Annotated in this window: 24 protein-coding genes and 1 pseudogene; 11 read left to right on the top strand and 14 right to left on the bottom strand. The window is 71.4% G+C overall.

The features are described from left to right. On the top strand, positions 1-515 hold a 515-nt coding region (locus G6022_RS07730; protein WP_182691309.1), incomplete at its 5' end, for a thiamine phosphate synthase. 59 nt (positions 516-574) lie between these two features. Here the strand turns inward: G6022_RS07730 and G6022_RS07725 are convergent. Further along, complete coding sequence (locus G6022_RS07725; RefSeq protein ID WP_182610955.1) at positions 575-1,150, bottom strand: hypothetical protein; 576 nt, start codon at positions 1,148-1,150, stop codon at positions 575-577. Positions 1,151-1,180: 30 nt separating this feature from the next. Here G6022_RS07725 and G6022_RS07720 point away from each other — a divergent pair, with 30 nt between their 5' ends. Continuing rightward, the gene (locus tag G6022_RS07720) at positions 1,181-1,531 is read left to right on the top strand and encodes a VOC family protein (RefSeq protein WP_095718762.1); all 351 of its coding nucleotides are present in this window, start codon (positions 1,181-1,183) and stop codon (positions 1,529-1,531) included. Between the two features lie 30 nt (positions 1,532-1,561). Here G6022_RS07720 and G6022_RS07715 read toward each other — a convergent pair whose 3' ends face one another. Both G6022_RS07715 and G6022_RS07710 read right to left on the bottom strand, forming a co-directional pair. Continuing rightward, positions 1,562-2,446: a sigma-70 family RNA polymerase sigma factor gene (locus G6022_RS07715; protein WP_182639445.1), complete on the bottom strand. Its 885-nt coding sequence runs from the start codon at positions 2,444-2,446 to the stop codon at positions 1,562-1,564. Next, positions 2,443-2,943 (bottom strand): carboxymuconolactone decarboxylase family protein, encoded by a 501-nt coding sequence (locus G6022_RS07710; protein WP_241731112.1) that lies wholly within the window; start codon positions 2,941-2,943, stop codon positions 2,443-2,445. The genes G6022_RS07715 and G6022_RS07710 overlap by 4 nt, the downstream gene beginning before the upstream one ends. Before the next feature lie 137 nt (positions 2,944-3,080). On the opposite strand from G6022_RS07710, the gene G6022_RS07705 reads away from it, so the two are divergent. Continuing rightward, positions 3,081-3,671 (top strand): DUF1707 domain-containing protein, encoded by a 591-nt coding sequence (locus tag G6022_RS07705; protein WP_182639446.1) that lies wholly within the window; start codon positions 3,081-3,083, stop codon positions 3,669-3,671. Positions 3,672-3,705: 34 nt separating this feature from the next. On the opposite strand, the gene G6022_RS07700 is transcribed toward G6022_RS07705, so the two are convergent. Beyond that, positions 3,706-5,061, bottom strand: a complete 1,356-nt coding sequence (locus G6022_RS07700) for an MFS transporter (protein WP_182691307.1) — start codon at positions 5,059-5,061, stop codon at positions 3,706-3,708. A 321-nt stretch (positions 5,062-5,382) separates the two neighbouring features. On the opposite strand from G6022_RS07700, the gene G6022_RS07695 reads away from it, so the two are divergent. Continuing rightward, positions 5,383-7,257: an amidohydrolase family protein gene (locus G6022_RS07695; protein ID WP_182639942.1), complete on the top strand. Its 1,875-nt coding sequence runs from the start codon at positions 5,383-5,385 to the stop codon at positions 7,255-7,257. Here G6022_RS07695 and G6022_RS07690 read toward each other — a convergent pair. Beyond that, positions 7,218-8,627 (bottom strand): MBL fold metallo-hydrolase, encoded by a 1,410-nt coding sequence (locus tag G6022_RS07690; protein WP_182639943.1) that lies wholly within the window; start codon positions 8,625-8,627, stop codon positions 7,218-7,220. The genes G6022_RS07695 and G6022_RS07690 overlap by 40 nt on opposite strands. A 209-nt stretch (positions 8,628-8,836) precedes the next feature. On the opposite strand from G6022_RS07690, the pseudogene G6022_RS07685 reads away from it, so the two are divergent. After that, a pseudogene (locus G6022_RS07685) lies at positions 8,837-9,229 on the top strand (PPOX class F420-dependent oxidoreductase). A 133-nt stretch (positions 9,230-9,362) separates the two neighbouring features. Next, on the top strand, positions 9,363-9,938 hold the full coding sequence (locus G6022_RS07680; protein ID WP_095718754.1) for a peroxidase-related enzyme: 576 nt from the start codon (positions 9,363-9,365) through the stop codon (positions 9,936-9,938). Positions 9,939-9,955: 17 nt separating this feature from the next. On the opposite strand, the gene G6022_RS07675 is transcribed toward G6022_RS07680, so the two are convergent. From G6022_RS07675 to G6022_RS07645, 7 genes are all read right to left on the bottom strand, one after another. Beyond that, positions 9,956-10,696, bottom strand: coding sequence for a glucose 1-dehydrogenase (locus tag G6022_RS07675; protein WP_182609814.1), 741 nt, complete (start codon positions 10,694-10,696; stop codon positions 9,956-9,958). 51 nt (positions 10,697-10,747) lie between these two features. Further along, entirely contained in the window at positions 10,748-11,824 is a 1,077-nt protein-coding gene (locus tag G6022_RS07670; protein ID WP_182639944.1) for a diacylglycerol kinase, read from the bottom strand. Between the two features lie 134 nt (positions 11,825-11,958). Continuing rightward, positions 11,959-12,696 (bottom strand): superoxide dismutase family protein, encoded by a 738-nt coding sequence (locus G6022_RS07665; protein WP_182639945.1) that lies wholly within the window; start codon positions 12,694-12,696, stop codon positions 11,959-11,961. A gap of 90 nt (positions 12,697-12,786) precedes the next feature. After that, positions 12,787-15,177: a heavy metal translocating P-type ATPase gene (locus G6022_RS07660; RefSeq protein WP_182691305.1), complete on the bottom strand. Its 2,391-nt coding sequence runs from the start codon at positions 15,175-15,177 to the stop codon at positions 12,787-12,789. A 10-nt stretch (positions 15,178-15,187) separates the two neighbouring features. Beyond that, positions 15,188-15,403 (bottom strand): heavy metal-associated domain-containing protein, encoded by a 216-nt coding sequence (locus tag G6022_RS07655; RefSeq protein ID WP_182639948.1) that lies wholly within the window; start codon positions 15,401-15,403, stop codon positions 15,188-15,190. Between the two features lie 53 nt (positions 15,404-15,456). Then, positions 15,457-15,744, bottom strand: a complete 288-nt coding sequence (locus G6022_RS07650) for a metal-sensitive transcriptional regulator (protein WP_095718749.1) — start codon at positions 15,742-15,744, stop codon at positions 15,457-15,459. Positions 15,745-15,816: 72 nt separating this feature from the next. Next, on the bottom strand, positions 15,817-16,440 hold the full coding sequence (locus tag G6022_RS07645) for a response regulator transcription factor (RefSeq protein ID WP_182639949.1): 624 nt from the start codon (positions 16,438-16,440) through the stop codon (positions 15,817-15,819). A 152-nt stretch (positions 16,441-16,592) separates the two neighbouring features. Here G6022_RS07645 and G6022_RS07640 point away from each other — a divergent pair, with 152 nt between their 5' ends. Then, entirely contained in the window at positions 16,593-16,868 is a 276-nt protein-coding gene (locus tag G6022_RS07640) for a WhiB family transcriptional regulator (RefSeq protein WP_241730769.1), read from the top strand. A 22-nt stretch (positions 16,869-16,890) separates the two neighbouring features. Here G6022_RS07640 and G6022_RS07635 read toward each other — a convergent pair whose 3' ends face one another. Next, a complete protein-coding gene (locus G6022_RS07635) occupies positions 16,891-17,508 on the bottom strand; it encodes an O-methyltransferase (RefSeq protein ID WP_206682366.1) in 618 nt (205 codons plus the stop codon). Between the two features lie 186 nt (positions 17,509-17,694). Here G6022_RS07635 and G6022_RS07630 point away from each other — a divergent pair, with 186 nt between their 5' ends. The 4 genes from G6022_RS07630 to G6022_RS07615 all read left to right on the top strand — a co-directional run bounded on the left by G6022_RS07630 (position 17,695) and on the right by G6022_RS07615 (position 21,957). Next, positions 17,695-19,041 carry a lipase family protein gene (locus tag G6022_RS07630; protein WP_259847920.1) on the top strand — a complete coding sequence of 449 codons (1,347 nt, stop codon included), beginning with the start codon at positions 17,695-17,697 and terminating at the stop codon, positions 19,039-19,041. Between the two features lie 272 nt (positions 19,042-19,313). After that, positions 19,314-19,826, top strand: coding sequence for a MarR family transcriptional regulator (locus G6022_RS07625; protein ID WP_182691303.1), 513 nt, complete (start codon positions 19,314-19,316; stop codon positions 19,824-19,826). Then, positions 19,823-21,244, top strand: coding sequence for an MFS transporter (locus G6022_RS07620; RefSeq protein WP_182691295.1), 1,422 nt, complete (start codon positions 19,823-19,825; stop codon positions 21,242-21,244). The genes G6022_RS07625 and G6022_RS07620 overlap by 4 nt, the downstream gene beginning before the upstream one ends. Positions 21,245-21,264: 20 nt before the next feature. Beyond that, positions 21,265-21,957 (top strand): lysoplasmalogenase, encoded by a 693-nt coding sequence (locus G6022_RS07615; RefSeq protein WP_182659472.1) that lies wholly within the window; start codon positions 21,265-21,267, stop codon positions 21,955-21,957. On the opposite strand, the gene G6022_RS07610 is transcribed toward G6022_RS07615, so the two are convergent. Next, positions 21,947-22,282: alpha/beta hydrolase domain-containing protein (locus G6022_RS07610; RefSeq protein WP_277819485.1), on the bottom strand; the 336-nt coding region annotated here is incomplete at its 5' end. The genes G6022_RS07615 and G6022_RS07610 overlap by 11 nt on opposite strands.

Here is a 22,282-nt window from a genome sequence, read left to right as displayed (position 1 = left end):
TGGCCGACGCCGCCCGACGGGCCGGGGCCCGGGTGGGCCGCGACGTGCCGGTGTTCGTCAACGACCGACTGGACGTGGCGCGGGAGCTGGGGCTGCACCTGCACGTGGGCCAGCGGGACGTGCCTTTCGGGCGGGCCCGGGCCGAACTCCCGGGGCATCTGATGGTGGGCCTGTCGATCGAGTCGGCCGACCAACTCGGCGTCGCGTTGGCCGGTCCCGGGCCCGCACCGGACGTGATCGGGGTGAGCCCGGTCTGGTCCACCTCCACCAAGACCGACACCGCGGCGGCGCTCGGTCCGGCGGGAGCCGACCGCATCGCCCGCACGGCGCACAGATGTGGAGTCCCGGCAGTGGGCATCGGCGGGATCACCGCGGCGAACGTCGGCCTCCTCGCCGGCACCGCCCTGGACGGCGTGTGCGTGGTGTCGGCCGTGATGGGCGCGCCCGATCCAGCCGCCGCCGCCCGCGAGTTGCTCGCCCACTGGGACCGGCCACGGGATCAGGCTCGAGTCTGACCGCCACCGCGCCTGTCGAACCGCGGCCCGGCGGCCCGTGCCTGGTCAGGCCCGGCTTGTCAGTCCCCCCAGGGGTGGCAGACGCCGAACCCGCCGTAGCCGGTACCGATCGTCGGATGCGTGGACAGGGTCAGCTCGTCCCGGTGGTCGTTGACCAGGTAGACGTAGTGGATCCCGGGCCGCGTCGGTCCCTCGTCGGTGGGCCTGGGCCGGAAACCGTGCGGCTCGACGGCGTTCAGGACCTCCTCCAGAGCCCGGTCCCACCCGGCGGGGTCCAGGGCATCGGGGTGACGCATCTCGCGGGCGTAGAACTTGCCGATCCCGGCGTCCCCGACACCGGCCGCGTCGCTCCGACTGGGACAGGCGACCTCCTGCGCCGCGCGCGCCTCCCTCCATCCGTCCGCACCGATCCTGCCCTCGAGGACCCGTCGGATCTCCGCCTGTCCCGCCTCGAGTGCCGCGCGTGAGCCGGGGACATCGATCGTGGTGTCGAGCGGAACGTTCGCCGCGCCGATCGGGCCGGTGCTCGTCGGAGGGGACGGCACAGGGGTCGGTGCGGCCCCGCCCGCGCAGGCCGTCGCGGCGAGGAGGACCGGGGGAGCCAGAACCGGGTAGAGGGATCGAAACCGCGCCACCGCACCCATGGTGCCCGTACCGTCGGGCGCATGCAGGACAGGACCCCGGACCAGATCACCATGGTCGAATTCCCCAGTACGTCGATGCCCGCGACCGCCGAGTTCCTGGCGACGGTGTGCGGCTGGTCGCCCACCGTGTACGGGACGTCGTACACCGACCTCACCGGCGGCGGGATCGAGGTGGGGATCCAGGGCGACGACGACGAGCAGTCACCGGCACCGCTGATGGTGATCCTGGTTGCCGACCTGGCCGAGGCGCGCGGACGGGTCGAGGCCGCGGGTGGCGTGGTGACCCTCGAGCCCTTCTCCTTCCCGGGCGGCCGACGGTTCCACTTCCGGGAGCCCGGCGGGAACGAGATGGCCATGTGGGTGCCCGAGTAGCCCCAGACCGGGCTGCCGCGGGCCGCCGCCTCACGCGCTCGGCTCGAACCCCTCCGGCAACGCGAGCCGCGTGAGTTTGGCCGGGTTGGAGTGGAAGTAGACCCGCGTGACGCGGCCGTCGACCACACCCAGCTGGGCCACCCGGACGACCCCACGGGAGACCACAGCCAGCGCGAACTCCCCGTTCACCTCGACCGGAGCGATCATGCCGTCGGACAGCTCCGCCGCCTTGATGAGGAAGTACGCACACTTGCGGGCCCCCACGATGTCCCTGCGGGCGGCGTTGACCTTCCCGTCGCTGTCCGAGACCACCCGGGCGTCCGCGGTGAGCACCTCGATTGTCTGCTGGAGGTCACCGGCCAGGACGGCCTCGACAAGCCGAGAGATCACCGCATCCGGTGCACGCTCCGGCGGACGCAGGTCGGTGTCCAATCTGCGCCTCGCCCGGCTCACCCACTGACGGACCGTGGGCACGGCCGCGTCCAGCGCGCCGGCGATCTCGGCGTAGGGCAGGGAGTAGGCCTCGCGCAGCACGAAGGCCGCGCGCTCCTCGGGGCCGAGCTGCTCGTAGGCCAGCAGGACGGCGATCCGCAGGTCGTCGTGCTGCTCGGCCAGCTCCGAGGGCAACAGTGCGGTGTCGACGGGTTCGGGGAGCCACGCCCCCACGTAGTCCTCCCGCCTGCGTCGCCGCAGCCGGTCCAGGCACAGGCGCGTGGTGACCGTGGTGAGCCACGCCTCGGGGTTGTCGGGCGCCGATCCCGCCTCGAGACCGACCAGGCGGGCCAGGGCCTCGGCGGCGGCGTCCTCCGCGTCGGCCCACGTCCCGGTGATGCGGTACCCGACCCCGAGGAGCCGTCCCCGGACCCGGTCCACCGCGGCCCGGTCGAGTCCGGCGAGCGCACCGGCCGTCGTCACCTCGGGCGAACGGGATCGATGTCCTCCCGGCGCACGCCCTTGAGCGAGCCCGGATCCTTCCGGGTGGCCACTGCGATCCGGTTCCATGCGTTGATGGTGACGACCTCCATCAGCAGCTGTCCAGTGCCCGACTCGCCCCGGTGTCGGACCACGTCGTCCCAGAGCTCGTCCGGGACCGAGTCCTCGCCGTGGATGTGGGTGACCGCGTCGGCGAACCGCAGGACCGTGAGGTCCCCCTCGGACAGCTCACCGGCGTGGGCGGGCCAGTTCTCGGCGGCCACGATCCGGGCGTCGTCCCAGCCGTCTTTACGGGCGTCGCGCCGGTGCATGGCGGTGCAGAAGCGGCACTCGTTCACGGCCGAGACCCGGAGTCGGATGAGGTGGCTGTCGGAGCGGGAGACCCGGGTCCGGGTGTAGGCCTCGAGCGCCAGCATGGGTGCCATCGCCCCCGCGCTGACCTGTTTGCGCTGTCCGTGGTCGTTCCGGTGTGTGCTCATACCCCTTCGACGCACCAGCGCTCCCGGATGTGACACGCACCCGGATACGACACTGGCCCGGGGCAGTGGATGGGTGCGACAGTGGATGGGTGCGATCACCTATGGCGGTCAGCGCGGCCCCCTCCTAACCTGGTCACATGACCGATCCCGACGATCTGCTGCTCTCGGACACCGAGCGCCTGCACGCGCTCACCGCTCTCGGCGACCACTACGCGGCGGGCCGCCTCGACGACCCGGAGTTCCACTCCCGCTCGGGTGACGTCGCCGCGGCGCGCACCCTGGGTCAGCTGCGCGGGTCGTTCAGCGATCTGCCGGGTGGCATGCCGCTGGCCATCGTTGACGGCATGATCGTCCAGTCGGCCACGGCGGGTGGTGGTGAGCTGGTGCGCGCCTCGTCGTCGTCGCCCGCGGTGCCGGATCCGGACCGCGAGCTCCAGGATCTCCGCAAGCGCGGCAGGACCGTGGAGACGCTCGACGGGTTGGTCCTGGGAGCGACTCTCGTGGCGTTCCTCGTACTGCAGTTCGTGGTGGGGTGGGATTACGCGTGGATCGTGTGGCCGTCGCTGGTCCTGACCCTGGGGGTTCCCCGCGCCATCCTGCAGTTCTCCGACTCGGACGAGGAGCTCTACGAGGAGCTCAAGGAGTCCGACGACGAGGCCCGCAAGGAGCGCCTCCGCGCGGCCACCGAGAGGATCCGCGAGCTCGGCGACGGGCGCGAGACGCGGTAGGCCTCTCGCGCGAGATGCGGTGGGCCTTGTCGCGTCAGGTCTCCTCGAGCGCGACGCCCTTGCGTTCCGGGAGGGTGAACGCGGCCAGCGCTGCCACGACGAAGGCCGCCGCGAACACCCCGAAGACCATCGCGGTGCCCCCGGCGCCGAGCATCACCGGGACGAGCAGTGGCGCGATGATCGAGGCGATCCTCCCGAACGCGGCCGCCGCGCCGGTGCCGGACCCGCGGGTCCTGGTGGGGTAGAGCTCGGGGCCGATCGCGTACAGCGCGCCCCACGCGCCGAGATTGAAGAACGACAGCGCCATGCCCGCGGCGATGATCGTCGCCGGCGAGCCCGCGAGCCCGAACAGGCCGGCGGCGACCGCCGAACCGGACAGGAACACCGCGAGGGTGACGCGGCGGCCCCACACCTCGATGAGCCACGCCGCCACCGCGTACCCCGGCAATTGGGCGAGCGTGATGATGAGGGTGTAACCGAACGATCTGACCAGGTCGAAACCCTGCGAGACCAGCAGGCTGGGCAGCCAGATGAACGCGCCGTAGTAGGAGAAGTTGATCCCGAACCACACGATCCACAGGGCACCGGTCCGGCGTCGCAGTCGCGGGGACCAGATCGACTCGCGGGCGGGCTCCTCGACGGGCTCGAGCCGGTCCGTCGCCGCCCCGTCGATCGCGGCGGCGGGCGGCTCGACCCCGGCTGAGTCGGCGGGCGGCTCGACCCCGGCCGAGGCCTCGTAGTCGCGGACGATCCGTTCGGCCTCGTCGACCCGGCCCTTCGATTCCAGGAACCGCACCGACTCGGGCAGCCCGAACCGGATCACCAACGCGTAGGCGGCGGGGACCAGACCCACGGCCAGCGCCCAGCGCCATCCGTCGTCGCCGGTCGGGACCACGAAGTACCCGATGAGCGCCGCCATGATCCAGCCGACGGCCCAGAACCCCTCGAGGATCACCACGACCCTGCCGCGGATCCGGCGGGGCGCGAACTCGCTGACCAGCGTGGACGCGACGGGCAACTCGGCACCCAGGCCGAGGCCCACGATGAAGCGCAGGACGATGAGCACCGCGATGCCGGTCGACAGGGCCGCCGCGCCCGTGGCCAGTCCGTAGACCAGCAGCGTCGCGGCGAAGACCTGGCGGCGACCGATCCTGTCCGCGAGCAGACCGCCCAGCGCGGCGCCGATCGCCATGCCGACGAACCCGATGGACCCGATCCAGGACAGCTCGGTGGGGGTGAGCGCCCAGTGCACTGCCAGCGCGGCCATGACGAAGGAGATGAGGCCCACGTCCATGGCGTCCAGCGCCCACCCGACCCCGGATCCGAGCAACAGCCTGCGGTGCTTGCGGGTGAACGGCAGGCCGTCGAGGCGCTCCGTGCGTGTGGTCATGCGCGACAACGCTACTCCCGGCCCGCGGGTGCCTCACTCGCGCGGCAACGGCCGATACCGCGCGGCGGCGCCGTGCCGCCGGTGCTCCAGGGCGCCCTCCGGCGAGTGGTCGCAAACGGCACCTGAGCGGGAACGCCACCTGGGGAAACGTGAGCGGGTGTGACCACGCGACGACACGGGCACTCCGGGGCGGCGGCCTCTCGCGGGTGCCCCACGGCGGCCGGGCGGCGCAGGGGAATTCGCGACGAGGTCTGGACTTGGACCAGCGTCCGGGTAGCCTGGTGAAGTATGTGTTTTGTGTCACAAACCAGGGAGTGCCTCGTGGACACCACTGATCACGCCAGCCCGGGCGGCGCCGACTTCGACATCGTGATCCGCGGCGGGACCGTCTACGACGGAACCGGCGCGCCGGGCGTCCGGTCCGACGTCGGGATCCGATCCGGCGTCGTCGCGGCGGTGAGCCCCACCCCGCTCCCGATCTCGCCCGGCACCCGCGTCATCGAGGCCGGCGGCAGATGGGTGATGCCCGGATTCGTCGACACCCACACCCACTACGACGTCGAACTGCTGGTCTCCCCCGGGCTCGGCGAGTCGGTGCGGCACGGGGTGACCACCGTGCTCGTGGGCAACTGCTCCCTGTCCGGGGTCTACTCGGACACCGTCGACGTGGCCGACCTGTTCAGCCGCGTCGAGGCCCTGCCCCGGAACGCCGTCCTCGAGGCACTCGAGCGCACGAAGTCCTGGTCCGACCCGGCGGCATGGCGGCGCGCGGTCGAGGCCCTGCCGCTGGGGCCCAACGTGGCGAGCTTCCTCGGCCACTCCGACGTCCGCGCCTCCGTGATGGGCCTGGGCCGGGCGACCGATCCGGAGCACTCCCCCGGTCGGGAGGAGTTGCGCGAGATCGAACGGCGGGTGGACGAGGCCCTCGACCAGGGTTTCCTCGGGGTCTCCACCATGACCAACCCGTGGGACAAGATGGACGGCGACCGCTACCGCTCGCGGACCCTGCCCTCCACACACGCCTCGTGGAAGGAGTTCCGGCGCCTCAGCCGGATCCTCCGCCGGCGCGACCGGGTCCTGCAGGGCGTGCCGAACCTCAACACCAAGGTCGACGTGGCCTTCTACGTGGCCACCAGCACGGGACTCTTCCGCAAGCCGCTGCGGGTCTCACTCCTCGCCGCCGCGGACACCCTGGCCGAGCCGTGGGTCAACCGCATCTTCCGGCCGCTGGCATGGGTGGCCAACACTCTCGGAAGGGGCAGGTTCGTGTGGCAGCACCTGCCCACCACCTTCAAGGTGTGGGCCGACGGGATCGACCTGGTGGTCTTCGAGGAGTTCGGCTCCGGACGCGAGGCGCTACACCTCAAGGACGAGATGGCCCGCACCGATCTGCTCGAGAAGGAGGGCTACCGGCGCTGGTTCCGGCGGGACTTCGAGAAGCGGTTCAGCCCACGGGTGTGGCACCGCGACTTCGACGACGCCCTGATCGTGGCCTGCCCCGACGAGTCGCTGGTCGGCAGGACCGTCGGCGACGTCGCCCGCGCACGGTCACTGCACCCCGCTGACTGCTTCCTCGACCTGGTCGTGGAGCACGGCGCCGACCTGCGGTGGACCACCACCATCGCCAACGCGCGCGAGGAGGTCGCCAACCGGCTCGCGCGGACCCCGGGGATCACCATCGGCTTCTCCGACGCCGGGGCGCACCTGCGCAACATGGCCTTCTACAACTTCGGCGTCCGCCTGCTCGAGCGCGTGCACGAGGCGGATCGTCGGGGTACCCCGTTCCTGTCCGTCGAGGAGGCCGTGTTCAAGCTCACCGGAGAACTCGCCGACTTCTACCGGCTCGACGCCGGGCGGATCGCACCCGGGCGTCGAGCCGACGTGGTGGTGATCGACCCGGCCGGCCTCGACGGCGAGTCGCTGGACTACCACGAGGAGGCGATGCCGGAGCTCGGCGGCATCCACCGCATGGTCAACCGCAACGACCGCGCGGTGGCCGCCACGATCATCAGCGGCCACGTGGTGTGGTCCGACGGCGAGTTCGCCGAGGGGTACGGCCGACAGTTCTCGGCCGGACGGTTCCTTCCCGCCGGTGAGGCCGTGGGGCCGCGGCCGAGCTCGGACCCGCGGCCGAGTGCGGACCCGCGGCCGGCCGGTCACTCCGTGGGCATCCCGGCCTCCTCCCAGGCGGAATAGCTGCCCTCGAGTTCGGTGACGTCGTACCCGACGCTGCGCAGCGCACTGGCCACGACCGAGCTGCGGGCACCCGACTGGCAGTAGGTGACGATCCTGCCCGGGTCGGGCAGCTCGTCGCGCTCCCACATCACCTGGCCGCCGTGCAGCTGGGTGGCGCCGGGGACGTGGCCGTCGGAGTACTCGGAGGTGGCGCGGACGTCGAGCACCATGGTGTGCTCGTGGGCCTCCAGGTCCTCCGGGTCCACGGTCTCCGGGCGGAACGTGGGCAGTCCGTCGGTGGAGGTGACGTACCCGCGCGTGGAGTCGACGCCCACGCGGATGACGTGGCGCCGCAGCTCGTCGGCCGCCTCGGCGTCCTCGGCGAGGAAGACCAGGCCGCGGGTGTCGGACTCCGGGTCGATGGCCCAGCCGGCGTAGGTGCCGGCCTGACCGGCCGGGAGGTTGATGGCGCGGTCGACGGTGCCGTCGTGGACGTCGTCGGCGGGTCGGGGGTCGACGACGACGAGGTCGCCGGACTCGATGCCGGAGGCCACCTCCTCCGCTGGCAACTCCTGCAGCTCCGGCAACGGATGGCCGAGCACGGAGGGGCCGTCCCGGTTCTCGCGCTTCATCCGCCCGAAGTACGCCGGCGCGTCGGGCTGGCCGTCGAGGAGTTCGGAGATGAAGCCCTCCTCGTCGTCGTTCTCCACGTACTTCGGCCACCACGCGAACTTCCGCTCGTATCCCACCGAGCTGGACGGCAGCGCCCCCAGGGACTTGCCGCAGGCCGACCCTGCGCCGTGGGCCGGGAACACCTGGACGTGGTCGGGCAGGGTGAGGAAGCGCTCTCGGAGGCTGGCGAAGAGCTGCGTGGCGCTCTCGTAGCGGGTGTCCTCGCCGCCCGAATCGCTGCCGCCGGCGGTCTCGTCGAGCAGGTCCGGTCGCCCGAGGTCGCCACAGAACACGAAATCGCCGGTCAGCGCGTAACCGGGCTCGTCGGCGAACGCGCCGTCGGTGATGAGGAACATCAGGTGCTCGGGCGTGTGGCCGGGAGTGTGCACGGCCTTGAGGCGGACGTTGCCTAGCTCGATGGTGTCGCCGTCGCGGAGACGCTCGCCCTCGAAGCCGTAGCGCCAGTCCTCGCCGCCCTCGTCGGAGAGATACGTGGTGGCGCCGGTCGCGGCGGCCAGCTCGCGGGTGCCGGACAGGTAGTCGGCGTGGATGTGGGTCTCGGTGACCGTGACGATGGTCATGCCGTGCTGGTCGGCCATCTCGAAGTAGGGCCTCAGGTCGCGGCTGGGGTCCACGACGATCGCCTCACTGCTGCTCTGGCAGCCGATGAAGTAGCTGGCGTGGGCCAGGTCGTAGTCATAGATGCGCTCGAAGAGCATGATGTGTGTCCGTTTCCGTGGGGAACAGGTACACACTCCACCGTAAAACCCTCGGGGGTATAGCGCCACCCCTCGGCGCGGACGACGCGCACACTGGACCGGAGTACCCGCCACCGACGAGAGGACCGCGCGCCGTGTCTGACTCACACCAGTCCGAATCGCACCAGCCCGAATCACACCCGTCCGAAGCACACCCGTCCGGCTCCCCGCTGACCGACGACCTGCGCCGCCTGCTCGCCCGGCCGAATCCGTGCGTCATGGCCACGCTGCGCAAGGACGGCTCCCCGGTGACCGTGCCCACCTGGTACCGGTTGGTCGCCGACCGCATCCACCTCAACCTCGACGCCGGCCGGGTCTGACTCCAGCACCTGCGGCGCGACCCGCGGGTGGCACTGTCCGTGCTGGACGCGGACGACTGGTACTCGCACGTGAGCATCCAGGGCCGGATCACCGAGATCGCCGAGGACCCGGACCTGGCCGGCATCGACGCGCTGTCCCGGCACTACACGGACCAGCCGTACCCGGTCCGCGATCGCGCCCGCGTCGACGTCTGGCTGGAGATCGAGCGGGTACACACGTGGGGGTCCGCGGCGCGATCCTGATCCGGCGGCGGGCGACGCGGCATAGCCTCTGGGCAGACCTCCAGCCCCTCCAGCCCTGAGCCCCTCCACTGCTCAGTTCCCCGCCCCTCAGCCCGGCGCCCCACCCGGGCGCCCCACTCCCCCGGAGCCGCACATGTCCGACCGATTCCCCCTCGCCGAGCTCGCCGATCTCCCCGACGACCTGCGGGAGCGCATTCTGACGGAGCAGGAGAAGGCCGGGTTCGTCCCCGAGGTGTTCCTGATGTTCGGGCGCCGCCCGGCGGAGTGGCGGGCCTTCTTCGCCTACCACGACGCGGTGATGGACCGCGAGGGCTCGAACATGTCCAAGGCGGACAAGGAGATGATCATCGTGACCATCTCCGCGCAGAACAACTGCCAGTTCTGCGTGGTGGCGCACGGTGCGATCCTCCGGATCGTCAAGAAGGACCCGTACCTCTCCGACCAGTTGGCCGTGAGCCATCACAAGGCCGAGCTGACCCCACGGGAACGCGCCATCTGCGACTTCGCCACCAAGGTGAACCTGCGGTCCGACGAGCTCGTCGACGCCGACTTCGCCGCGCTGCACGCGCACGGCCTGGACGACGAGGACGCGTGGGACATCGCGACGATCACCGGCCTGTTCGGGCTGAGCAACCGGGTGGCCAACGCCACCGACATGCGGCCGAACCCGGAGTTCTACCTGATGGGCCGAGCGCCGCGGGAGAAGTAGGCCGCCGCGGTCACGCTCTACAGCTGCTTGTGCGGGATCCCGTTGATGGTCCCGCCGTCCACCACGAACTCCGTGGCGGTGGCGTAGGAGGACTCGTCGGAGGCCAGGAACAGCACGAAGTTGGCTACGTCCTCGACGGTGCCCAGCCGGCCGAGGGGGATCGGGATCATATCGTCCGGGATCCCCTCGGTGATCGGGGTGCGCACGAGGCCCGGGTGCAGCGAGTTGCAGCGGATGCCGTGCGGGGCGAGCTCGAGCGCGACCGATTTGGTGAGCCCACGGACGGCCCACTTGGCGGCCACGTACCCGTGAGCCCACGGCGTACCGCGCATTCCCTCGATCGACGAGACGTTGATGATCGACCCACCACCGGCGGCGATCATCGTCTCGGTGACGGCCTGACATCCGTAAAAGGTCCCCGTGAGGTTCACGTCCAGGATCTGCTGCCACTTGTCATGCCGGAACCTGTGCAGCTCGGCCCCGTTGGCGATCCCCGCGTTGTTGACCAACACATCGACCCCGCCCCAGTCGGCGACCGTCTCCTCGACGACGGCCTTCCACTGCTCCGCATCGGACACGTCGAGATGGCGGTAGCGCGCGCCCTCCCCCAGCTCGGCCGCCACGGCCTCGCCCTGATCGTCCAACACGTCGGTGAGCACGACCTTCGCGCCCTCCGCGACGAGCCGGCGCGCGTCGGCCTCGCCCATCCCCCGCGCGGCACCCGTGATGATGGCGACCTTGCCCTCGACCCGACCCATGACGACTCCCTCTACTCGTGAACAGCTGTGGTGACGACGTCGGTCGACGCGTCAGCGCGTACCGACGATGCCCGGCGCGCCGGTGAGCGGCAGATCCAGCGTCGTGGTCAACCCCGGCGCCGCGGCCACGACGGCGGGTACGGCGTTGACCACCCTGCCGACCCCGGCGAGGATCGCCGAGTAGTTGTGGTCGCCGTCCGCGCTCTGCGCGGCCAGGTCGAGGACGTACGACGGCTCGCCGATCACCTCGACGCGGTACGAGTGCCCCTCCTGGACCGCGTACGGCCAGTCCGGCCGCAGGTCGTCCCGGGTCCGGGTGACGTGTTCGACCACGATGACGGGCTCGCCCGCCACCATGCCGGTGATCTGGAAGCGGAACCCCGCCTGGGCGCCCTCGGCGATGGTGCAGGCCGCGACCTCGTAGGTCTCCGGGGCGGGTTCGCGCTCGACGTGTTCGGTGATCTCGTCCACCTCCACGCCCAACCCGGCGGCGAGCAGGTGGATCGACGCCCCCCACCCCGCCGTCAACACCCCGGGCAGGAACAGCAGCGGGGTCTGGTCGAGCGGGGTGCCGAAACCCATGACGTCGACCATCGACTCGGTGGAATCGTAGGTGGCGTAGTCGGAGAACTCGGTGCAGCGGACCTGGCGCACCTCGCGGCAGGTGCCGGTGATCGCGAGCGGCAGGAGGTCGTTGGTGAACCCCGGGTCCACGCCGGTGACGAAGAGGGTGGCACCGCCCTCCAGGGCCGCGGCCTCGAGCTTGGCGCGCGCGCTGTCGGGGACGCCCGCGGCGGGGTTGATGAGCGGAGTGGGCGCGGTGCCCGCCACGTTGATCCCGGCGGCGAGGTACTCGCGGATGTCGCGCGCGGCCTCCACCGGCCTGGTGTCGCTCATCGCGCAGTAGACCACGCAGTCGGGCGCCGCGGCCACGATGTCGGCCGCACTCGTGGTGGCGGTGACGCCCGTGTCCACCCCGAGACCGGCGAGCTCACCCGCGTCCCTGCCCGCCTTGTCCGCGGAGTGCACCCAGACGCCGACGAGCTCGAAGCGCGGGTCCTCGATGAGGTGGCGCAGGGCGATCGCCCCGGCGTTCCCCGTGGCGATCTGCGCGACCCGGATGGCCATGTGTCCCCTCCCGACCTGAGGCGGCGCGTGGTGACGCGTGCCTGTTCGCGGCGGACGCTACCAGAGCAGGCCGCCTGATCGGGGGGTTATCGGACACGTGACCGGACAGTTGTCCGGTCACGTGTCGGAGGGGGTCAGCCGACGACCACCCCGCAGGCGATCCTGCTGCCTCCGTCGCCGGCCATCAGCGTGTCCTCGTCCGGCCCGTCCGGTGCGTAGCGCTCCGGGATGTGGGCGAGGTTGTCCGGGTCCTCGTGGATCATCACGGCCGAACCGTCGTCGTCCAGCAAAAGCTCCCGGTCCAGCCGGTCTGTCAGGGTGGTGAGGCGGGCGGTCCCGTCGCCGGCGACGTACAGCGGCGGCAGGTCGCCCGCGTGCTCGGGATGCCCGGCCCCGCCGTCCGGCCCGGCCAGATGCCCGCCGGCCGAGAGGAACGCGCCCCTCTCATCGGGGTCGTTGGGATTGGCGCTGTCCGGCTCACACAGCCCGGTCGTGTGGATGTGCAGTCCGTGGAATCCGGGCTCGAGTCCGCTGGCCTCGACGGTGACCAGGGTGCCGCCCTCGGACTCGACGAACTCCACCGTGCCCAGCGGTCCGGCCTCGGGGTCTGTGAGCTCCGCGGTGGCGAAGGCCCGGTCGCCCTGCTCCCCGCCCCCGGCTCCCGCGTCAGCGGTGGTGGCGGTGTCCTGGGGGGTGGTGGTCCCCTCGGCGGCGGGAGAGTCCTCCCCCGTCCCGCACGAGGCGGCCAGCACCGCGGCTGCGGTGAGTGCGACGAAGGCGCTGCCCCTGCGGGCTCGGCGGAGAGTGGGCACGGTCTGGGCGTGAACTGTCTGGTCGGGAACGGTCTGTCCAGGTCGGTTCTGTGCGGTCATCCGGTGGACCTCCTAGTCGGCGTCGTGCGTGTCGGCGTCGTGGCCGTCACCGTACCCACGCTCACCGCGGATGCAACCGTGCGGAACCCGCTACTCCGCCGCGCGGAACCTCCGCAGCCGCAGGCTGTTGGCCACGACGAACACCGAGGAGAACGCCATCGCCGCGCCCGCGATCATCGGGTTGAGCAGCCCGGCCGCCGCCAGGGGCAGCGCGGCCACGTTGTAGGCGAACGCCCAGAACAGGTTGCCCTTGATGGTCCGCAGGGTGCTGCGGGACAGCCGGATCGCATCGGCCGCGGCGCGCAGGTCCCCGCGGACCAGGGTGAGGTCGGAGGCCTCGATCGCCGCGTCGGTGCCCGTCCCTATCGCCAGGCCCAGATCGGCGGTGGCGAGGGCGGCCGCGTCGTTGACGCCGTCGCCGACCATGGCCACCACCCGGCCCTGCGCCTGCAGCCTGCGGATCACGTCCACCTTCTCCGCTGGCAGCACCTCAGCGATGACCGTCTCGGAGATCGCGGTGTCCGGGCCGGGGTCGATGCCCACCTGCTGCGCCACCGACGCGGCCACCCTCGCGTTGTCGCCGGTGAGCAGGATGGGGGTGAGACCCAGGCCGCGGAACCTCCCGACCGCCTCGGCGGAGGAGTCCTTGATCTGGTCGGCCACCACCAGCACCCCGCGGGCACGGCCACCCCAGCCCACCGCCACCGCGGTGTGGCCGCGGCCGGAGGCCTCGTCGACCGCCCGCTCGAGCTCGGCCGGCAGCGGCATCTCCTGCTCGGCGAGGAGAGCCGGACGGCCCACCACGACCACCTCGTCGTCGTCACGGGTGTCGTCAGTGGGGTCGGCTCCGACCCGTCCCGACACCCCCAGCCCCTCGGTGTTGCGGAAGCCCGCTACGGCCGGTAGGTCACCGACCCGCTCTCGGGCGCCGGCGGCGACGGCCCGGGCGATGGGGTGCTCGGAGGCGTCCTCCACCGCACCGGCGTAGCGCAGCACCTGCGTCTCGTCCTCGCCGTCCGCGGCGGTCACCGAGACCAGCGCGGGCGTTCCGGTGGTCACGGTGCCGGTCTTGTCGAGCACGATCGTGTCGACGCGGCGGGTGGACTCCAGGACCTCGGGGCCCTTGATGAGGATGCCCAGCTGCGCACCGCGGCCGGTCCCCACCATGAGGGCCATGGGCGTGGCCAGACCGAGCGCACAGGGGCAGGCGATGATGAGCACCGCGACCGCGGCCGTGAACGCCATGGAGGTGCCGGATCCGGTGAGCAGCCAGAAGGCGAACGTCGCGGCCGCCAAGACCAGGACGGCGGGGACGAAGACCCCGGAGATGCGGTCAGCCAGGCGTTGCGCGGCGGCCTTCCCGGACTGTGCGTCCTCGACCATCCGCGCCATCTGCGCGAGCTGGGTGTCCGATCCCACGCGGGTGGCCCGGACGATCAGCCGCCCGCTGGTGTTGACCGTGCCGCCGACCACGGCGTCGCCGGTGGAGACCTCGGCAGGCACGGATTCACCGGTGACCATGGCGGTGTCGACGGCGGAGGCGCCGTCGACGATCCGGCCGTCGGTGGCGATCTTCTCGCCGGGGCGCACGATGAACTCGTCACCGACCTGCAGGTTCTCCACGGGGATCCGCGTCTCGACGCCGTCGCGCAGCACCGCGACGTCCTTGGCGCCGAGCTCGAGCAGCGATCGGAGCGCCGCCCCGGCCGTGCGCTTGGACCGGGCCTCGATGTAGCGACCCAGCAGCACGAAGGTGGTGACCCCGGCGGCGGCCTCGAGGTAGATGTCCCCCGCGCCGTCGCTGGGCGAGAGCGAGAACTCGAACCCGTGGGTCATGCCCGGCATCCCGGCGTGGCCGAAGAACAGGGCGTACAGCGACCACAACAGGGCGGCGGACGTGCCGATCGACACGAGGGTGTCCATGGTGAACGAGCCGTGCCGGATGTTGATCGCCGCCGCGCGGTGGAACGGCCACCCGCCCCACACGACGACCGGAGCGGCGAGGGTCAACGAGAGCCACTGCCAGTTGGTGAACTGCAACGCCGGGATCATGGCCATCGCGATCACGGGTATCGACAGCAGCGCGGAGACGATCACGCGGTGGCGCAGGCTCTCCACCCGGTCAGGGGCCTCGGAGTCGTCGGTGGCGTTGCCGGCATGTCCCGTCGCGGCGGCGGCCCCGTCGGCGGCGCGCGGGGTCGAGGTGGCGGCGGGCGTGCGGGGCTGCGGGAGCCGCGCCGAGTACCCGGCCTGCTGGACGGTGTCGAGCAGGAGTTGCGACTCCACGCCCGGGGCGTACTCCACGCGCGCCTTCTCGGTGGCGTAGTTGACCTCGGCCGTCACCCCGTCGAGCTTGTTGAGCTTGCGCTCGATCCGGTTGGCGCACGAGGCGCAGGTCATGCCCTCGATCTGGAGGTCGACGACGGTGGTCGCCGGTCCGCCGGTGAGGCTGCCGGCAGTGCTGGTGTCGGTGCGGCTCATCGTGGCCACCTCATTCCGCGGCGTCGAGTGTGTACCCGGCCTCGTCCACGGCGGCGCGGACGAGGGCGGGGTCGACGGGATCGGGGGCGACGACGACGAGGCGGCCCGACTCCAGGTCGACCTCCACATCGGTGACGCCGGGGATCTCCGAGACCTCCTCCTTCACGGAGGCGACGCAGTGGCCGCAGGTCATTCCGGAGACGGTGAAGGTGGCGGTGTCGGACATGGGGTTCTCCTCTGATGGTTGCAGACGGGTGGAGGGCGGCTCGGTGGAGCGGACTACGACTTGACCAGGCGCGCGATGGCCGCATTGGCCTCGGCGAGCTTGGCCTGCGCCTCCGGGCCACCGTGCTCGATCGCGCCGGCCACGCAGTGGCCCAGGTGCTCCTCGAGCAGGTTGAGCGAGAGCGACTGCAGCGCCCGGGTCATGGCGGAGACCTGCGTGAGGATGTCGATGCAGTACTTGTCCTCCTCGACCATCTTCTGCAGACCGCGGGCCTGACCCTCGATGCGGCGCAGCCGCTTGAGGTGGTCGTCCTTATTCGGGGTGTATCCGTGCTCGGCCATGCGAGATACGGTACCCCCCTAGGGTACCTATTTCAAGGCCCGCGACGCCCCGAACCCCGGGACGCCCGCGGCTCAGGCCTGGCGGTCGGGCTTCAGGCCGTGTTCGATACCCCAGGCCACCGCCTGGGCACGCGTGGTCACACCCATTTTCCGGTAGGCAGCACGGATGTAGGTCTTGACCGTGTTCGCCGACAGGTAGCACCGGTCGGCGATGTCATGATTCGACATACCCTGCACGATCAGGCCCACCATCTCGGCTTCGCGGGCGGAGAGGCCGGCCTCCTTGGCGGGCCAGTCGTTGGCCCCCGTGGCGGACAACCCCGGCCCCACCATCGTCACGATGCGACCCGCCGCGATCTCCTCAATCCCCCGGACCAGCTCCGGAGCGGACAGGGACTTGGAGAGGAAACCGTTCGCCCCCAACGCCAGACTGTCCTCGACAGCAGCGCGGTCAGCGGCGAAGGAGTAGACCGCGACCGCAGCGATCGACGGGTCCTGACGCAACGCGGCCAGGCGGGCGTGCTTACCCACCGGCGCGGCGAACGTGTCGTACAGGGCCACGTCCACCGGAGCCGCCCCCTTGGAGACCGTGCGCTTCTCCACGACCTCGATGCGGTCGGCGTACTCCGAGAGTATGGCGTTCACCCCGGCTACGACGACGAGGTAGTCGTTGATCACAGTCACCCTGACCGGCATGGACAGACCTTAGCAACGAACCCTCGGATGCCCCGATACGGCGATCACACCCCTGGGGGTGTAGTCCGCCCGCTTTCATACAACGGATGATGGGACGTTGTTCCGCGCACGGTCTTTCGACTCGTCGCCGACCCGGGAAGTGGGATGATCATTTGGCTGAGGCCGCCTCGACCGCAGTGGACGATCGATGGGCATGGGCTGACCGCGGCAACTGCGTCGGCCACCAGGACCTGTTCTACAACGACGACCACGACCTCAAGGGCACGAGGCGGAAGAACGAGGAACTCGCCAAGCAGCTCTGCCGGCAGTGCCCGGTGCTCGACCAGTGCCGTCGGTACGCCATCGAGGAGCGGGAGCTCTACGGCGTCTGGGGCGGCATGACCGAGCTGGAACGACACAAGGCGGCGGGCCGGTTGCGCACCGGCTGACCTGCGGCCCGCAACGCCGACTTCAGCGGACGCGAGCCACCGCGAAGCCATCCCAGCCCTTGGCGCCCACCGTCTGCAGGGCGGTCGCGTCCAGTCGCGGATGACCGCCGAGCAGCGTCAGCACCTCGCGGCTGCCGAGCACCCCGGGATCGTCGGAGCCCGCGTCCGCGACCGCGCCGTGGCGCACGACGTTGTCCACTACGATCACGCTGCCCGGGCGGGTCAACTGCAACGCGAGCTCGACGTAGCCCGGATTGCCGGGCTTGTCGGCGTCGATGAACACCATGTCGAACGGCTCGGTACCCGTGTCGATCAGCGCCCGCGCCGACTCCGAGGCCGGGCCCACGAGTACCTCCACGCGATCGGCCACCCCGGCCCGTCTGAAGTTTGCGCGCGCCACCTCGGCATGCCGCGGGTCGATCTCCAAAGTGACCACCTCGCCGTCGTCCCCCAGGGCGCGGGCGACGCTGGCCGCGCTGTACCCGCCGAGAGTCCCGAACTCCAGGACGCGGCGCGCGCCGATCATCCGGCAGAGCAGCGCGAGGAACCGCGCCTGGGCGGCGGAGACCTCGATCGGGGGCAGGTCCGCCGCCGCGGTGGCCTCACGCACATCCCGCAACACCTGGTCCTCGAGCCCCATCGCCTCGTCGAGGAATGCGTCGACCTCCGCCCATCCGGGCTCATGGTCAGTGGTGTCGGGCGTGGCGGGCGGGTGCTCGGTCATGGCTACGACGGTAGCTCCGGGAGGGTGCCCGACCCACGCGGGAGGGCGGCGACTTAGACTCCGCTCATCAGTGATTCACGACACATTAAGTCCGGGGGGACCGTGTTACTTCGTCGAACCGCGCTGCGCGCTGCCGCACTCGCCACCGCTCTGGCGACCACCATCGGGGGCGGGGCCGCGCTCGCCCCGGTCGCCGCAGCCCAGGGCTCGTCCAACGACCCTGCTCCCGCGTTCTATCAACCGCCCGCCCAGCTGCCCGCAGGCGCGGGAGCACTCGTCAAGACCGAGTCGTTCCCACTCGCCGGCGCCATCCCACCGATCCCCGGGGCGGAGTTCGTCTCGGACGGCGCGGGCCCGATCTCGACCGATGCCCAGCGCATCATGTACACCTCCGCGGGGTCGAGAAACCAGCCAATCGCCGTGACGGGGACGTACCTCCAGCCCCGCGCGCCGTGGACCGGCCCGGGGACGCGGCCGCTCGCAGTGCTCGCACCGGGCACCCAGGGTCAGGCCGACCACTGCGCGCCGTCGAAGACCTTCCAGAACCTGGCCACCGTCCGCACGGACCCGCCCGGCGTGGGCTTCGGCTACGAACTCATCCAGGCCTACGCGTTGCTGGCCCGCGGCTACGCGGTCGCGATGACCGACTACGAGGGGCTGGGCACGCCCGGCATCCACCCGTACGTCCACCGCGAGTCCTCGGCCCGTGCCGTGTTGGACATCGCCCGTGCCGCGCCGCGGATCCCTGGTGCGGACATCGGACCCTCGCCGCGCACCGTGTTCTCCGGGTACTCGCAGGGCGGCGGCGCTGTGGCCGCAGCCGCCGAACTGCATCCGCGGTACGCGGCCGAGGTGAACCTCGTCGGCACCGCCGCCGGATCGCCGCCCGCCGACCTCCTGGCCACTCTCGAGAGGGCAGACGGGTCGGCGATCGCCGGCGTGATCGGGTACTCGCTCAACAGTCTGGTCGACGCCTACCCGGAGATGGACCCGCTCCTCGACGCCTATCTCAACGACCACGGCCGGGCGATGCTCGCCGCCACCTCCGACCAGTGCATCGGCGAGACCGCCATCCAGTTCTTCCAGCAGCGCACCAACAACTTCACGCGGTCCGGCCAGTCCGCCGGGGAGATCGCCAGGCAGGATCCGGCCATCATGGACTACCTGGAGCGCCAACGCATCGGCCGCCTGTCGCCCACCACGCCGGTGCGGATCCTGTCCCCCGTGAACGACGACGTGGTGCCCGGTCACCAGTCACAGCGACTCGGCCGCGACTGGTGCGCGCAGGGTGCGGCCGTCGAGATGGTGATCGACCACACCCCGCCGGTGGCCACCGGGCTGGTCATCAATCACGCGGTGCCGATGCTCTCCGGCCTCGGAGGGACGGTGCAGTACCTGGCCGACCGGATCGACGGCCTGCCGGCCCCGGTCAACTGCGGGACGTACTGAGTCGACGACCCCCGCGGCTACGCGCGTCCTGCCGGGTCGCGCTGGCCTGCGCCCCCCTTCATCGGGAAGAGCGTTCCGAACACATCCGCCGAGAAGCAGGTGCTCGGAACGCTCTTCTCGTTGGGGTGCGCCGGGTATGACGCAGTCGACGACGCGTGGCTCGGTGGCGGCCTGGGCCTCGGGCTCGGTCGCGGCCTTGGCCTGGGTTTCGGTCTCGGTCTTGGTCTCGGTCTCGCAAGTAGATTGCGCAACTTCCTTGTAGAATCGCTTGGGTGGCCCACCAGACCGACTCTGCGAGCAGCTCCGACCCGAGCGACACCCCTGGTGCCGCGGCTACCGCGTCCGCCACGAGCACCGCGGCCGCCGACCCGTCCGCGCTGGCCACCGATCTGCGCGAAGCCCTTCGCCCGCTGTGGCGGCGGCTCGGCGAGCACCGGACGCTGTCGATGGGAAAGGTCGGGATCCTGTCCCGCCTCGACCGCCACGGCGCCCTCACCGCGACCGTCCTCGCCGCGCACGAGCGGATCAGTCACCAGGCTGTGGCGGGCGCGGTACGGGAACTCGAGGAGATGGGCCTGGTCTCCCGCAGCCCCGACCCCGCCGACGGCCGGCGGGTCCTGATCACCCTCACCGACAGCGGCCGGACACGCCTGGTCAGCGAACGGTCTGCCGGGCAGGAGTGGCTGGTCCACGCGGTCACCGACGAGCTCAGCGAGTCCGAGCGTGCCACCCTGGCCGCAGCCGTGCCCCTGATCGGCAGACTCGACACCAGGGGCACGAGGTGACCTCGACCGACCGCGCACCCGCACCCCGCTGGTTCCTCCAGACCCTGGTCTACGCCGGGCTCACCAGCGCGATCGTCAGCTCCCTGGGCATGCTGCTCGTGCCGTCGGTGGCAGAAGAGTTCGGCATCACCGTCAGCGCCGCACAGTGGATGCTCACCGTGAACCTGCTGGTGGGCGCGGTGGCCACCCCGATCATGGGACGGCTGGCGGACGGCCCCCACACCAGGCGGCTGCTCCTGGCGTCGTTGGCGGTGATCTTCACGGGATCGGTCATCGCCACCGTGGCCACGAACTTCACGGTCTTCCTGCTCGGCCGGGCACTGCAGGGCCTGCTCTACGGGACCGTCCCGGTCACGATCGCCCTGGCCCGCCGACACCTGAGCTACTCCGAGTCCCAGCCGGCCATCTCCACCCTGTCGGTCACGGTCTCGGTGGGAATGGGGCTGGGGTACCCGCTCACCGGCCTGCTGGCCGCGGGGTTCGGCCACCGGTCCGCGTTCGCCTTCGCCGCGCTGTTCGTGGCCACCGCGGCGGCCGGGGTGTGGCGTTTCGTCCCCGCCGGTCCCGACCCACTCGCCCCGCGGACACCCCTCGACCTGCCCGGAGCCGTTCTGCTGGGCGTCGGCCTGGCCACCCTGCTGCTGTGGATCTCCGAGGCCCAGGGCTGGGGCTGGACCTCTCCGCGCGCCCTGGGGACCCTCGCGGTGGCCGTGACCGCCCTGACCGCGTGGGGCGTGCACAGCGTGCGCACCCGGCACCCGCTGATCAACCTGCGGGTGGTGCGCCGGCCCGAGGTGCTGCTGGCCAACGCGACCGCGATCGGGCTGGGCACCGCCCTGTACATCGGCCTGTCGATCGCGAGCCTGGTGGCCCAGGCCCCCACCGACACCGGCTTCGGCCTCGCCGTCCCGCTCATGTGGGCGGGCTTCATGATGGCGCCGCTGTCCGTCGGCAGTTTCCTGGCCAATCGCGCGGTCAGGGCGCTCTCCCGCCGAGTCGACATGGCGGTCTTCCTACCGGTCGGTGCGGCGGTGATGACCGTGGCGTCGCTGCTGCTGTGGTGGGCGCACGGCGACTTCCTCACGCTCGCCGTCGGGATGTTCCTGTTCGGCGCGGGGATCGGATCCGGGTACGCCGCCATGCCCGCGCTGATCGCCCGGAGTGTGGCCGTGGACCAACTCGGCAGCGCCGTGAGCTTCAACCAGGTCCTGCGCACGGTCGGCGGCGCGGTGGGTGCCGCGCTGTCCGCCGCGGTGCTCGCCGCCCACCCGTCCGAGTCGACCTACTCCACCGACGAGGGCATCACCATGGCGTTCGGCGTGGGCGTGCTGTGCTGCGCCGCGGTGATGGTCGCGTTGACGGGGCACGCCGTCACCCGACGACGACGAGGTGGCGCATCCCCCGGCGCGCGGCGGTGACCGGGGATAGCGTCGTGGGCATGCGCGCACTGAGCTGGGGCCCCGTCGCCGTGGTGACGCTCGTCCACCTGATCGCGCTTCTGACCGGCGCCGACGCGGTGGCAGCGTGGTCGCAGGTGCTGCTCATGCCCGCGCTGGCGGTGGTGCTGCTCGTGTCACCGCCCGATGACCGCGGACCCGCCTGGCCCTGGGCGCTGGCCGCGTTGGCCGCCAGCTGGGTCGGGGACTCGCTACCCAAGGTGATGCCGGAGGACGCGCGGTTCCTGGCGATGATCGGCGGGTTCGCCGTGGCCCAGGTGCTGTGGATCGTCGCCTTCACCCGAGTGGACCGGGGCCGGTCGCCGTTCGCGTGGACACTGCTGCTCATGGTGGTGGCGGTCGCGCTGCTGGCGGTGACGGTTCCGGAGGCCGGGATGCTCGCCCCGGCCGTGGTGGTCTACGGGATGTTGCTTCTCGCCGTGGCGTGGCTCGCGTCGAGCCACGGTTGGGTCGGCGCGCTCGGCGGCGCCCTGTTCGTCTTGTCCGACGGCCTGATCGCGCTGGGCGCGTTCCGGCCCGATCTCGTCGACTGGGCGAACCGCGACCTCGTGGTGATGGCCACCTATGTGGGCGCCCAGGCGATGTTCGTGGCGGTCATCCTGCTCACGCGATCACCCGAACTCACCTGGGGCCGAGCACCCCGCCGGGAGACCCGCACCCGACTCACCAGGTGAGACGCTCCGGTCGGGCGTCGGCCAGGATCTCCTCGCGGTCCTCGGGCAGGAGGAACCCCTCGGCGATGAGCCGGTCCGTGGCCGCGCGATAGGCCGCCAGGTACTGCTCACGCCCCGACTGCCCTCCGCCGGTCTGCCCACCGCCCGGCCACCGCTCCCGCAGCACCTGCTCGGGAAGCTCCACCGTCCGCCCGAGGAGCATGCACAGGGGCTGCGCCTCGGGGTGGGGCACGCCGGTGAGCTGCTCGACCGGGGCCTCCACGACGGGGGTCCGCACGCCACCCCTGCCATTGCCCATCTCGTCGGTGACGACCTCGTCGTCGTC

The organism is Dietzia sp. Cai40 (assembly GCF_014145165.1).
Taxonomy (GTDB): domain Bacteria; phylum Actinomycetota; class Actinomycetes; order Mycobacteriales; family Mycobacteriaceae; genus Dietzia; species Dietzia natronolimnaea.
This window is presented reverse-complemented; position numbering and strand designations above follow the sequence as displayed.